At 57.9% G+C, this 13,404-nt stretch carries 13 protein-coding genes; 9 read left to right on the forward strand and 4 right to left on the reverse strand.

What is annotated here, in order from left to right:
* The first annotated feature begins 166 nt into the window (after positions 1-166).
* Entirely contained in the window at positions 167-799 is a 633-nt protein-coding gene (locus tag ACR0NO_RS01460) for a PAS domain-containing protein (protein WP_480670877.1), read from the forward strand.
* 54 nt (positions 800-853) lie between these two features.
* Here the strand turns inward: ACR0NO_RS01460 and ACR0NO_RS01465 are convergent, their stop codons facing one another.
* Positions 854-2,224: a class II 3-deoxy-7-phosphoheptulonate synthase gene (locus ACR0NO_RS01465; RefSeq protein ID WP_170373710.1), complete on the reverse strand. Its 1,371-nt coding sequence runs from the start codon at positions 2,222-2,224 to the stop codon at positions 854-856.
* A 168-nt stretch (positions 2,225-2,392) separates the two neighbouring features.
* Between ACR0NO_RS01465 and ACR0NO_RS01470 the strand changes: the two genes are divergently transcribed.
* Complete coding sequence (locus ACR0NO_RS01470; RefSeq protein WP_170373709.1) at positions 2,393-3,397, forward strand: GlxA family transcriptional regulator; 1,005 nt, start codon at positions 2,393-2,395, stop codon at positions 3,395-3,397.
* Between the two features lie 6 nt (positions 3,398-3,403).
* On the opposite strand, the gene ACR0NO_RS01475 is transcribed toward ACR0NO_RS01470, so the two are convergent.
* Together ACR0NO_RS01475 and ACR0NO_RS01480 are read right to left on the reverse strand one after the other, a co-directional pair.
* Positions 3,404-3,931: a GNAT family N-acetyltransferase gene (locus tag ACR0NO_RS01475; protein ID WP_170665134.1), complete on the reverse strand. Its 528-nt coding sequence runs from the start codon at positions 3,929-3,931 to the stop codon at positions 3,404-3,406.
* Between the two features lie 80 nt (positions 3,932-4,011).
* Entirely contained in the window at positions 4,012-5,112 is a 1,101-nt protein-coding gene (locus ACR0NO_RS01480; protein ID WP_480722735.1) for a PQQ-dependent sugar dehydrogenase, read from the reverse strand.
* Positions 5,113-5,263: 151 nt separating this feature from the next.
* On the opposite strand from ACR0NO_RS01480, the gene ACR0NO_RS01485 reads away from it, so the two are divergent.
* From ACR0NO_RS01485 to ACR0NO_RS01515, 7 genes are all read left to right on the forward strand, one after another.
* Positions 5,264-6,445 carry an ABC transporter substrate-binding protein gene (locus ACR0NO_RS01485; RefSeq protein WP_480722736.1) on the forward strand — a complete coding sequence of 394 codons (1,182 nt, stop codon included), beginning with the start codon at positions 5,264-5,266 and terminating at the stop codon, positions 6,443-6,445.
* 127 nt (positions 6,446-6,572) lie between these two features.
* Complete coding sequence (locus ACR0NO_RS01490; RefSeq protein ID WP_170458187.1) at positions 6,573-7,361, forward strand: ABC transporter ATP-binding protein; 789 nt, start codon at positions 6,573-6,575, stop codon at positions 7,359-7,361.
* The gene (locus ACR0NO_RS01495) at positions 7,358-8,188 is read left to right on the forward strand and encodes an ABC transporter ATP-binding protein (protein WP_170466965.1); all 831 of its coding nucleotides are present in this window, start codon (positions 7,358-7,360) and stop codon (positions 8,186-8,188) included. Before ACR0NO_RS01490 ends, ACR0NO_RS01495 begins: the two co-directional genes overlap by 4 nt.
* Position 8,189: 1 nt before the next feature.
* On the forward strand, positions 8,190-8,624 hold the full coding sequence (locus ACR0NO_RS01500) for a hypothetical protein (protein WP_480722737.1): 435 nt from the start codon (positions 8,190-8,192) through the stop codon (positions 8,622-8,624).
* Positions 8,624-9,634, forward strand: coding sequence for a branched-chain amino acid ABC transporter permease (locus ACR0NO_RS01505; RefSeq protein WP_170458185.1), 1,011 nt, complete (start codon positions 8,624-8,626; stop codon positions 9,632-9,634). The genes ACR0NO_RS01500 and ACR0NO_RS01505 overlap by 1 nt, the downstream gene beginning before the upstream one ends.
* Positions 9,631-10,944 carry a branched-chain amino acid ABC transporter permease gene (locus ACR0NO_RS01510; protein ID WP_170764275.1) on the forward strand — a complete coding sequence of 438 codons (1,314 nt, stop codon included), beginning with the start codon at positions 9,631-9,633 and terminating at the stop codon, positions 10,942-10,944. The genes ACR0NO_RS01505 and ACR0NO_RS01510 overlap by 4 nt, the downstream gene beginning before the upstream one ends.
* A gap of 178 nt (positions 10,945-11,122) precedes the next feature.
* Complete coding sequence (locus tag ACR0NO_RS01515; RefSeq protein WP_480722738.1) at positions 11,123-11,380, forward strand: hypothetical protein; 258 nt, start codon at positions 11,123-11,125, stop codon at positions 11,378-11,380.
* A gap of 32 nt (positions 11,381-11,412) precedes the next feature.
* On the opposite strand, the gene ACR0NO_RS01520 is transcribed toward ACR0NO_RS01515, so the two are convergent.
* The gene (locus tag ACR0NO_RS01520) at positions 11,413-12,960 is read right to left on the reverse strand and encodes a helicase HerA-like domain-containing protein (protein WP_480722739.1); all 1,548 of its coding nucleotides are present in this window, start codon (positions 12,958-12,960) and stop codon (positions 11,413-11,415) included.
* Positions 12,961-13,404: the final 444 nt, after the last annotated feature.

Here is a 13,404-nt window from a genome sequence, read left to right on the forward strand (position 1 = left end):
AATTTACTCAACCCGTGTCAATCATGTCTCTAGCTCGGTCGTTTGGCCGAAAATGCCTCCGATATGTTGCATTTTATGAAAATGACGGTGATTAGGCGCTAGGGTGATGAAAATGAAAACCTTTTTTAGGACTGGCTCGAAGTCCAAACTTGGAAAGATTGTCGCAATGGATCGCTTTGACAGCGGGCGCAGCCTCTCACCGATCCGTCAGGCCGAGGCCTACTGGACCGCCTTGCTTGACGGCAATGGGGTGCCTATGCGGTCGCAGATTGATCCGCGCGGGCTTGAGAATATTCTGGAATACACCTTCATTCTCGAGCGGATTGCCCCCGGTCTGGCCCGGTTTCGCCTTGCGGGTAGCCACCTGAACAAGCTGGCCGGGATGGAGGTGCGCGGCATGCCTCTGACCGCGTTTTTCGATCCCGAGGCGCGCAAGACAGCCACGAATGCTCTGGAGCAGGTCTTTGCCAACCCCGCCATTGCCGAATGGGATATGGTGTCGAGCGGTGCATTCGGACGCGCCCGGATGCAGGCGCGGATGCTGCTTTTGCCGCTAAAAAGCGATCTGGGGGATGTCAGCCGCGTCATGGGCGTCATGGTCAGTGACGGCGCGATCGGAGCGACACCGCGCCGCTTCTCAATCCAAGACACCCGGATCAAACCCGTGAGCGAGGTTCAGGCCCCGGCCAAGCCAAAGCTGGAGGTCACAGAGGGTTTTGCTGAGGGCTTTGCCGAGGGCAAGGCAGAGTTCAAACGCCCCAAGGGGCACCTCAGGCTGGTTGCATCGCGCGACGATTGATCCAAAGAAAAACGGCGGGCCAAGGACCCGCCGTTTTCTTTGATTGTTCGGACCTTAGCTTGCTTCGCGCTTGGTGCGGTCGCGGCGCAGGTTGGTCAGTTCTTCGGCGACCAAGAAGGCCAGTTCCAGTGATTGCGACGCGTTCAAACGCGGGTCGCATGCGGTGTGATACCGGTCCGAGAGGTCCTCTTCGGTCACGGCACGCACGCCGCCGGTGCATTCAGTGACATCCAGACCAGTCATCTCGAAATGTACACCGCCGGGGATAGTACCTTCGGCCTGATGCACGCCAAAGAAGTCGCGCACTTCGCGCAAGACCGAATCGAACGGGCGGGTTTTGTACCCAGTGGCCGATTTGATCGTGTTGCCGTGCATCGGGTCGCAGACCCAAGTGACCTTGGCACCCTCTTCCTTGACCGCTTTGACCAGACGCGGCAAATGCTCGCCCGCCTTGCCTGCACCGAAGCGGGCGATCAGGGTCAGACGACCCTCTTCGTTTTCGGGGTTCAGCTTGGACATCAGCACCTTGAGGTCCTCGGCCGTTGTGGTCGGGCCACATTTCAGACCGATCGGGTTCTGAACGCCACGGCAGAATTCCACATGCGCGCCGTCGGGCTGACGGGTGCGGTCGCCGATCCAGATCATGTGACCGGAACCTGCCAGCCAGTTGCCCGAAGTCGAATCCAGACGGGTCAACGCCTCTTCATATTCCAGCAACAGACCTTCGTGGCTGGTGTAGAACTCAACGGTCGAGAACTCATGCGTCGTCTCGGCGGTGATGCCCGCAGCACCCATGAAGTCGATCGTGTCCTGAATGCGGTCGGCAATCTCGGAGTATTTCTGAACGTCCTGTTCATCCGTGAAGCCCAGCGTCCAGGAATGCACGCGGCTCATGTCGGCGAAACCACCGGTCGAGAACGCGCGCAGCAGGTTCAGCGTGGCGGCGGCCTGTGTGTAGGCCTGCAGCATCTTGGACGGATTCGGAATCCGCGCCTCGGGCGTGAAATCCAGCTCGTTGATGATGTCGCCACGGTAGCTGGGCAGCTCAACGCCATCCACAACCTCGGTCGGTGCGCTACGCGGTTTGGCAAACTGCCCAGCCATACGGCCCACTTTGACCACCGGCACCTTGGCGCCATAGGTCAGAACCATCGCCATTTGCAGCATCACTTTGAACGTGTCACGGATCGCATCCGCGCTGAATTGTTCAAAGCTTTCAGCACAATCCCCGCCCTGCAACAGGAAAGCCTCGCCGCGACCGGCGGCACCCAAATGTTGCTTGAGACGCCGCGCCTCACCGGCAAAGACCAGCGGGGGATACTGCGAAAGCTGCGCCTCGACTTTGGCAAGTGCTGCCGCGTCGGTATAGTCTGGCATCTGAACCCGGGGCTTGTTGCGCCAGTTCGATTTTTGCCATTCGGTCATAGCCTTGATCTCCGCTGATAGTATTCAGGTGGTCTCTATACAAAAAGCCGGGAAGAGAGACCATATCCGATTTGCGGCTCTTGACGTCGTAAACAAGCTTTGATCATGGTATCTGTCAAATCATGCGCGCCCAAGGCGCATCGGCCACCGAATCAAGGACAAAAACCCATGCAAGAACAACGCCAAGTTGTCAAAGTCGACGGTAACGTCGACAAGCCGATTAATTTTGTATTCGTCTTACTAGATGGATTTTCGCTTTTGTCTTTTGCGTCGGCTCTGGACAGCCTGCGCATTGCCAATCGTATGGCTGATAGGCCCGTCTATACATGGTCCCTGATCGGTGAAGGTGGTGACATGATATCGTGTTCCGCGGGCACGACGTTCAAGCTGGATCAGGACCTGATCGAGCTGCAGCGTGATGACATCGTACTGATCTGCGGCGGGGTCGAGGTAAAAACCGCAACCACCAAGAAGATCCTGAACTGGATGCGGCGCGAGGCCCGCAAAGGGCTTCGGATCGGTGGCTTGTGTACAGCAGCCTATTCGCTTGCCAAAGCGGGGCTGCTGGAGGGTAAGCGAGCGACCATCCACTGGGAAAACTCGGACAGCTTCATTGAAGAGTTCGACAATGTGGAATTGACCAAATCCGTGTTTCAGGTCGACGGCAACCGGATGACGACCGCGGGGGGCACCTCATCCATTGATCTGATGCTGAAACTGATCGCGAATGACTATGGCGAGGGTCTGGCCAGCGCAGTGGCAGATCAGATGATCTATTCTTCAATCCGCACGGATCAGGACACGCAGCGCTTGTCGACGCCCACTCGGATTGGGGTCCGACATCCGAAGCTGAGCCAGGTCATCCTGATGATGGAAAAGAACATCGAAGAGCCGATCTCGCCTTCGATTCTGGCCAAGGATGTCGGCATGTCGACCCGACAGCTGGAGCGTCTGTTCCGCCGTTACCTAAGCCGTTCCCCCAAGCGCTATTATATGGAATTGCGACTGCACAAAGCCCGCAACCTGCTGATGCAAACGGATATGAGCGTAATCAACGTGGCTCTGGCCTGTGGCTTTGCCTCGCCCAGCCATTTTTCGAAATGCTACCGCGCGCACTACAACACGACGCCCTATCGAGAGCGTGGGGCACAGTCGGGGCGGCTGTCCGTCTGACGCGGACTAAAGGGTCTTTTCAAAATAGTGCAGATGGGGTCTCAGCATCGGCTGATCCAGATAAGTCGTCGTCTCAATGGGTTCGGACAGTTCGACAAATCCCAGTTTCGGATAGAGGTCCCGCATTTCGACATTTGGCGTAAGCGTATCGGCCACAAGGCGCTTTAACCCCAGTACGCGGGCCGCCTCCTCTCGGGCTTGTATCATGGCTCGCCCCGCACCCGTGCCGCGCGCGGCTTCGGTCACGAACACGCGTTTCAATTCGCCAGTGTCCTGATCCAGCCGTTTCATCATGCCACAGCCGATGATCTTAGCCGCGCTGTCTCGTGCCAGAACCAGGCACCCGTTTGGCGGCAGATAGTCTTCTGAGTGTGCCCAAAACTCAGCCAGCGCGCTTTGCGGCGCAGCCGGATCGATTTCAAACCCCATGGCCGTCATGCGCTCAACGATCAACGCATAATATTGGGACAGGATGCCGTTCAACTCATCCTGATCTGGCAGCGTGTCACACATTTCAATCGAAAAGTCGCGCAATGGACCGTACCCTCAGATGGTTTCTTGATACAGGATCAAGCTCGGTTACTCGGCAACAGTCAAGGAGGGCGAGCACTGATCTATCTATCCGGGGAAAGCCGGAAAACTGCCCCATTGCCTACGGAAATGAACCAGATCGACCCATCCGGGGCCTCAACGATATCCCGGACCCGCTCTGTTTCGGGGCCTCTGATCTGTTCGACCTCGCGCAGTGGGTTGCCGTCCAGCCGGGCGATGTAATCAAACTTGAGCGATCCCACGAAGATGTCGCCTTTCCATTCCGGCCAGAGCGCACCTGAATAGACCATCAACCCCGACGGCGCGATTGAAGGGTCCCAATAGTGGCGTGGCTGCTCCATCCCATCTTTGGAAGTGCCTTCGCCTATCGTCTTGCCCGAGTAGTGCTTGCCATAGGAAATGACGGGCCACCCGTAGTTTAGCCCCGGTTGCACGAGGTTAACCTCGTCCCCTCCGCGCGCGCCATGCTCGGATGTCCAAAGACGCCCCTGCGCGTCCAGATCGGCACCCTGAGGGTTGCGGTGCCCGTAGGACCAGATCTCGGGCCGAATATCCGCCTGCCCGACAAACGGGTTGTCTGCAGGAACCGAGCCATCGCGGTTGATGCGGATAATCGACCCGATAGGGTTTGAGCGGTTCTGAGCCTCCGGTCGATCCCCCCGATCCCCGATGGTGACAAACAAACTGCCGTCCTCTGCCTCAACCACCCGAGAGCCAAAGTGACGCCCGCCCGAGCCTCCGGGCGTGGCCTCGAACAGGATGCGCGTGTTGGTCAGGCGTTTGCCGTTCTCCGACAGTCGCGCGACGGCCAGCGCGGTGCCAGCCCCAGTGCTCTGAGGTTTCGAGAAGGTCAGGAAGACCTCACGCGTCTGTGGGAAATCTCTCGCGATGGTCACGTCAAGCAAGCCGCCCTGCCCTCTGGCGGCCACTTTCGGAACCCCCTTCACTTTTTGAGATTTCCCGTCAGACACATAGAGCACATCGCCATCCCGTTCGGTCACCAGAAACGATCCATCGGGCAGGATGCCGACGGCCCAAGGCGCATCCAGTCCCTCGATCATCGGCTCGATCCGAACCGGACCTTGGGATGTCTCAAGCTCCTCAGCGGAGGCGAGACCTGCGCTGATCATCAAGGCAAGAATCGCAAAGGGTCTGGGCGTCATGGGACTTCCTTTCGGACTGACAGCGTTATCACCATGAGAACAAATAGGATTATGGAGCGTAAAAACACGATTGCGTTAGGACTTTTCTTTTCCGGATTGCTTGCCTAGGGTCATGCGCAGAACGAATACGTTCACAATAGGGAGTAACCATATGAAAAAGCTGCTGACTGCAACTGCAGCCTCCGCTCTGCTGGCGGGTACCGCAATGGCCGAAGACGTCAAGCTCGGCGTTCTGTTCGGCTTCACCGGCCCGATTGAATCGCTGGCACCTGCCATGGGTTCGGGCGCCGAGATGGCGATGGCTGAAGTCACCGAATCCGGCAAGCTGCTGGACGGAGCAACCGTAACCGCAACACGCGCAGATACCGGTTGTATCGACAACGGCCTGTCCACGTCGAACGGCGAGCGTATGATCGCTGACGGCGTTGCTGGCATCATCGGCGGTGACTGTTCGGGCGTAACCGGCGCGATCCTGCAGAACGTCGCGATTCCGAATGGCATGGTGATGATCTCGCCATCGGCCACGTCGCCCGGTCTGTCGACCATGGAAGACAACGGCCTGTTCTTCCGCACCGCGCCGTCGGATGCGCGTGAAGGTCAGGTGATGGCTGACATCCTGAACGATCGTGGCATTAGCTCGATCGCTCTGACCTACACCAACAACGACTACGGCAAGGGTCTTGCGGACGCGATCCAGTCCTCGTTCGAGGCGTCGGGTGGCGAAGTCACCATCGTCGCAGCACACGAAGACGGCAAGGCCGACTACTCGGCTGAAGTTGGCGCGCTGGCCTCGGCCGGTGGCGACATTCTGGTCGTTGCGGGCTATCTGGACCAAGGTGGTCTGGGCATCATCCAGTCGGCTCTGGACAGCGGCGCGTTTGATACCTTCGGTCTGCCCGGCGGCATGATTGGTGACTCGCTGCCTGCCAATGTCGGTCCGGACCTGAACGGTTCGTTCGGTCAGATCGCTGGCTCGGGTGGTGAGGGTGCTGAGAAGTACTTTGCCATGGCCGAAGCGGCGGGTTTCGACGGCTCGTCGCCCTACTCGCCTGAATCCTATGACGCTGCTGCCTTGTTCATGCTGGCCATGCAGGCCGCAGGTTCGGCCAACCCAGCGGACTATGGTTCCAAGATCATGGACGTCGCCAACGAACCTGGTGAGAAGATCTACCCGGGTGAACTGGCCAAGGGTCTGGAACTGCTCGCTGCTGGTCAGGAGATCGACTATGTCGGTGCCTCCGGTGTTGAGCTGATCGGCCCCGGTGAAAGCGCGGGTTCTTACCGTGAGATCGAAGTCACCGACGGCGAGAACAAAACCGTCAACTTCCGTTGATCCAAGGTTAACAGTCATAAAAACAAGCAGCCCGGGCCTTGTGTCCGGGCTGTTTCAATGACAAAAGCCCGCACCATTCGTACAGGGATGTGGCAACAACGCCGGAAAACGGCGGCTAGGGGAAAAGATGATCGTCGTCGAAGACGTGCATAAGCATTTCGGCGGGTTTCATGCGGTGGACGGGGCATCGCTGGAAATCCAAAAGGGCTCGATCACCGGTCTGATCGGACCGAACGGGGCCGGAAAAACCACTTTGTTCAACGTGATCGCGGGTGTCTTGCCGCCGACCAGCGGCAAGGTGGTGATGGATGGTGAGGATATCACCGGCCTGCCCCCGCATGAGCTGTTTCACAAGGGCCTGCTACGCACCTTCCAGATCGCGCATGAGTTCTCGTCAATGACCTGCCGCGAGAACCTGATGATGGTGCCCGGTGCGCAATCCGGGGAATCGCTATGGAACACATGGTTCGGTCGCAAACGGATTGCTGATGAGGAACGCGCGCTTAGGGCCAAGGCTGATGAGGTGCTGGAGTTCCTGACCATCGAACACCTGGCCGATCACAAGGCGGGTCAGGTCTCGGGCGGACAGAAGAAGTTGCTGGAGCTTGGTCGCACCATGATGGTCGACGCGAAGATCGTGTTTCTGGACGAGGTCGGCGCGGGTGTGAACCGCACACTGTTGATGACCATTGGCGACACGATCCTGCGTCTGAACAAAGAACGTGGCTATACCTTCGTCGTCATCGAGCATGACATGGATTTTATCGGCAAGATTTGTGATCCCGTCATTTGCATGGCCGAGGGCAAGGTGCTGGCCGAGGGGACATTGGACGAGATCAAGGCCAATGAGCACGTGATCGAGGCCTATCTGGGCACCGGCCTGAAGAACAAAGACAAGCTGGAGGCCGGGGCGTGAGCGACAATCCTTATCACGACGACAAGGGCAACAAGGACGCGTCGATCACGAACACGCACGGCGTCGGTACCATGACCCCGGCCCATCGCAAAAGCGGCGCGACACAAAAGGTCGATGGTGGGCCGTTTCTGATCGGCGACACGATGACAGGTGGTTACGGCAAGGGGCCGGACATTCTGCACGACTGCACCATCGCCGTCGACCGGGGCGAGATTGCCGTCATCGTCGGGCCCAATGGTGCGGGCAAGTCTACTGCGATGAAGGCCGTATTCGGCATGCTGGATGTGCGCTCGGGCGCGGTTCGGTTGGACGGCGAGGATATCACCGCGCTTACGCCGCAGGATCGGGTAATGCGTGGGATGGGTTTTGTCCCGCAGACCTCGAACATCTTTACCTCGATGACGGTGGAAGAGAACCTTGAGATGGGTGCCTTTATCCGCCGGGATGATTTCTCGGATACGATGGAGCAGGTCTATGAGCTGTTCCCGATCCTACGCGACAAACGCCATCAGGCGGCCGGAGAGCTGTCGGGTGGCCAGCGCCAACAGGTCGCCGTGGGCCGCGCGCTGATGACTCAGCCGAAAGTACTTATGCTGGACGAGCCGACCGCCGGTGTCTCGCCCATCGTGATGGATGAGTTGTTTGACCGGATCATCGAGGTCTCGCGCACCGGTTTGCCGATCCTGATGGTCGAACAGAACGCCCGCCAGGCCTTGGAGATCGCGGACAAGGGATATGTGCTGGTTCAGGGGCGGAACGCCTATACCGGTACGGGCAAGGAACTTCTGGCCGATCCCGAAGTGCGTAAGAGTTTCTTGGGGGGATAGCGTGAAGATATCTGTACCACTGATTATGACCTCGCTAACTGGCGCTGCTGATGCCGAAGGATGCTTTCTAAGTGAAGTCTGTGAACGCGAAGAAGAGTGTGTTGGGTCAACACTCGATATCGAGTTCGTCGGCAATCCGCCCAATCAAGTTCGAAGTAATTTCGGGGAATTTACAATTGATGGCACCTCCGCGGCCGGTGAAACGACTTCCAAGTTTCGCCTTTCGACTGGGACAGAGTATGTTGTTACATCTCACAACTCATTGATGATTGCGTCTCAAAAGAGAGAGAATAGCAACTCGATCGTGTACTTCGTACGAACACCACCAACAACGCTGACGGCTACACTCGTTGTCGTTCCACAGCAATACGTCGAATACTCTGAGACCTTCAATGCGCGTCGCGTATTTGAAGGCGATTGCGAGCAGGTGTTTTAATGGACTTCCTCAACGCCCTTGTGGCGCTATCCAACTTCGTTCTTGTTCCCGCAATCGCCTATGGCAGCCAGTTGGCGCTGGGTGCTTTGGGGGTGACGCTGATCTACGGCATACTGCGGTTCTCGAACTTTGCTCATGGAGACACCATGGCCTTTGGCGCGATGATCGCAGTTCTGGTCACGTGGGGCTTACAAGCCGCAGGGGTCAGTTTCGGGCCGTTGCCAACGGCTCTGCTTGCCCTGCCCTTTGCCATTCTGGGCTGTATCGTTCTGGTGCTGATCACCGACCGGCTGGTCTATCGCTTCTACCGCGAACAAAAGGCAAAACCGGTTATTCTGGTGATCGTGTCCATGGGCGTGATGTTCATTATGAACGGTATCGTCCGCTTCATTATCGGGCCAGATGATCAGCGGTTCTCGGACGGCGCGCGTTTCCTGATCAAGGCGCGGGACTTCAAGGCGTGGACCGGGCTGAACGAAGGGCTTGCGATCAAGACCTCACAGGCCATCACGGTCGTAGTGGCGGTGATCGCCGTGGCCGCCCTGTTCTGGTTTTTGAACAAAACCCGCACCGGCAAGTCGATGCGTGCCTATTCGGATAACGAGGATCTGGCGCTGCTGTCCGGCATCAACCCCGAGCGTGTGGTGATGATCACCTGGATCATCGTGGCTGCACTGGCGACTACGGCGGGCGTGCTTTATGGCCTCGACAAGAGCTTCAAGCCCTTCGTCTATTTCCAGCTTCTGCTGCCGATCTTTGCCTCGGCCATTGTTGGAGGTTTGGGCAACCCTCTGGGCGCCATCGCGGGTGGCTTCATCATCGCGTTTTCCGAGGTGACCATCACATACGCCTGGAAGAAGGTGCTGACCTATCTCGCTCCGGAAAATCTGGAGCCGTCGGGATTGGTTCAGTTCCTCTCTACCGATTACAAATTTGCCGTCAGCTTTGCCATCCTGCTGATCGTACTTCTGTTTAAGCCCACGGGCCTGTTCAAAGGAAAATCGGTATGAGCGAGGTTACCAAGAACACCCTGCTTTTCGTCACAGTTGGCGCGCTGATCCTTTTGACCGGGTTCACGCAAAGCTGGAACGCCGCGATCCTGATCCTGAACATGGGGTTGATTTCGGCCATCATGTCGATCGGTGTGAACCTGCAATGGGGTTTTGCCGGCCTATTTAACGTCGGCGTCATGGGCTTTGTGGCTTTGGGCGGGCTGGCCGTTGTCCTTGTGTCCACACCGCCAACTCCCGGCGCATGGTCCGAGGGCGGTTACGGCGTCATTCTGGCGCTGCTTCTGGGGGCCGCGACCGTTGTCGCGACCGTCATGGTCGCGCAGAAGATGCCCAAAGGGCGCGCGCGGACGCTGTCTATCGTCGGTATCCTCGTCGTCGGATTCTTTGTGTATCGTGCGATCTTTGATCCGAACGTCGCCGCGATCGAGGCAATTGATCCGGCCGTTGCCGGCAATATCGGCGGTCTGAACCTGCCGGTCTTGCTTGCCTGGCCTGCCGGAGGGTTACTGGCCGCAGGGGCCGCATGGCTGATCGGCAAGACTGCTCTGGGTTTGCGCTCGGACTATCTGGCGATTGCGACCCTTGGTATTGCCGAGATTATTATTGCCGTCATGAAGAACGAGGACTGGCTGGCCCGCGGCGTCAAGAACGTCTACGGCATCCCGCGCCCCTCACCCGTGGTCGGCTATGAGGTGGAACTGCAGCAAGACCCTTCATTCCTTGCACGGGCCGATTGGCTGGGGCTTGATCCGGTGATCGCCTCGACCCTTTCAGTCAAGCTGGGCTATTCGCTACTATTCCTGATCGTTCTGCTGGTGCTGCTGTGGATGGCGCAGATGGCGCTGAAAAGCCCGTGGGGCCGGATGATGCGCGCCATTCGTGACAATGAGGTCGCGGCTGAGGCGATGGGTAAAGATGTCACCCGCCGCCACCTGCAGATCTTTGTGCTTGGCTCTGCCATTTGCGGTATCGCGGGCGCAATGATGACCACGCTGGACGGCCAGCTGACGCCGGGCACTTACAACCCCCTGCGGTTCACCTTCCTTGTCTGGGTGATGGTGATCGTCGGTGGGTCGGGCAACAATTTCGGCGCCGTGCTGGGTGCGTTCCTGATCTGGTTCCTGTGGGTGCAGGTCGAGCCGATGGGCCTGTGGCTGATGAACCTGATTACCTCGGGCATGCCAGATGGAAGTGCGCTGAAGGCGCATCTGATAGAAAGTGCTGCGCATATGCGGTTGTTTACGATGGGTCTGGTTTTGCTGATTGTTCTCAGATTCAGCCCCCGAGGGCTGATCCCCGAGAAATAGACGCAACACGATCACAATACGGAAGCCGCGCCCCTCAACCGGCGCGGCTTCTTGATTTTTAAAGAGGTTTCTGAGTACACGGGACTACCGCTCATTGTCCGGAACCAAAGGGTCCGGCCTATGCTCAGAATAAACCCGACCGATCTTTGCGATCATATGCACTATGAGAGTACCCGACTTGACCCAGAAAACACTGATCACCAAAGCCGTTGTGATGCTGCCGGTTCTGGCCGCGCTGACGGCCTGTATTCCGTCTCCCGAAGACCTTGAGACCACACCTGTTCAGGTCAACACTCCGCAGGGCGTCGTGACCTGTCAGCTTTACCGTCATGATCGTGTGACATGGGACCGTGCGATTGACTTCCCGGCCACCAAGATGTCGGTAAAACAGGCCGATGCATATTGCCGTCAGGAAGGGCAGCGCCGCCTGAAGTAAGCCGGTTGGCGCCCTGTGCTGGGCGCCTCCGATCAGCGATTTCGGAACAACCCGCCCAGAATACCCCGCACGATGCGACGGCCGGTTGTTCCCTTCAGCTCTTTGATGACGGCCTCACTCATCGCCGTTGCAAAAGTGTCTTTCTTACGCACTACCCGAGACGTTGAACGCCCAACCCGGCTACCTGAATACCGGCGCGCCGAGCTATATTCGCGCTCTATCGGGGTTTGTTGTTCGATGATCTCTTCTGCCTCCGCGGCCTCGGCCTCTTTGGCGGCAGCCTCCGCACGGGCTTGCAGGATTTCAAAGGCCGATTTGCGATCGACCAGCGTGTCATATTTCGCCGCCATCGGTGAGGCTTGCAGAATACCCTGACGCTCAGATCCCGAAATTGGGCCAAGCTGCGATCCCGGTGGGCGAATCAAAGTCCGCTCGACAATTCCCGGCACGCCTTTTTTCTGCAGCATTGAGGTTACGGCCTCACCAACCCCAACCTCTCGGATCGCGGCCTCGGTATCGAAGGCAGGATTCTCGCGGTAGGTTTCCGCCGCCATACGAAGGTTCTTGCGGTCCCGCGCGGTGAAGGCGCGCAGCGCATGCTGTACCCGGTTGCCCAACTGCCCCAGAATATCCTCGGGAATGTCAGCGGGGTTCTGCGTGATGAAATACACCCCAACACCCTTGGAGCGGATGAGGCGCGCGACCTGCTCGACCTTGTCGACCAGTACCTTGGGCGCATCATCAAACAGAAGGTGCGCTTCGTCGAAAAAGAACACCAGCTTGGGCTTTTCCGGATCTCCGACCTCGGGCAGTTCCTCGAACAGCTCACTCAGCAGCCACAACAGGAACGTGGCATAAAGCCGAGGCGCCCCCATCAGCTTGTCCGAGGCCAGTATGTTCACCATCCCCTGCCCGTTTTCATCCGTTCGCATCAGATCGGCCAGATCCAGAGCGGGTTCTCCAAACAATTTAGTGCCGCCTTGGTTTTCCAACACCAAAAGACGGCGTTGAATGGCTCCGATAGAGGCCGTTGAGACATTGCCATAGCGCAGAGACAGCTGCGCCCTGTTCTCACCAATCCACACCAGAAGCGCCTGAAGGTCCTTGAGATCCAGCAACGGCATACCCTCTTCATCGGCGACCCGGAACGCGATGTTGAGAATCCCCTCCTGCGCTTCGCTCAGTTCCATAAGGCGCGACAACAGCAGAGGTCCCATTTCGGTCACGGTGGTACGGACCGGGTGCCCCTGTTCACCGAACAGGTCCCAGAACGTGACCGGACATGCGGCGTAGGAGAAATCAGAAAAGCCAATCCGTTCGGCGCGCTCGGTAAACGCTTGATGCAACTTATGGGTTTCGCTGCCTGCCAAGGCCAGGCCAGACAAGTCGCCTTTGACGTCCGACAGGAAAACAGGCACGCCCGCTTGCGAAAATCCTTCTGCCAGGATTTGCAGAGTGACAGTCTTGCCGGTCCCCGTGGCCCCTGCGATCAGCCCGTGGCGGTTTGCATATTTCAGCGTCAGACCTTGCGGAGTTGCGTATCCCCCGCCCGCACCGCCCAGAAAAATCTCTTTACCCATGTAATTGCAGCCTTTTTTCACTGATCCGCAACCAGCATACAAACTTAACCTTTGGCTGCCATAGTCTATTCGTTCCCTTTGTGGCCTCGGGTTGCGAAGGGGACACTTCCTCCCTGTCGACTGGCCGTGCCTTCGGGCACGGCTTTTTTCACTGAAGTGGGCGAATAAACCTGTGCTGATTAGTGCATTAAATTTTTCTGTTAGCGGTTGACCCTTGCTCCCCCCTTTCGTAACGTCTGCGCATAACTAAGTCGGCCAGTCCGACGGGGAGAAAAATTTTGGGAAGAGGGCTGCTCCACCAGCCCTCTTTTCTTTTGCCTGTATTGGTCCTTGAGCGGGGTTTGGCCCAAGAAAACGCTCACATTGATTTCAGCCATTCGGTTAACGACTGACAGCCGCGGCGAAGGATGCTAGATGAGGCAAAACAAACAGCAAACCGAGGCA

The organism is Ruegeria sp. CL3 (genome assembly GCF_056536505.1).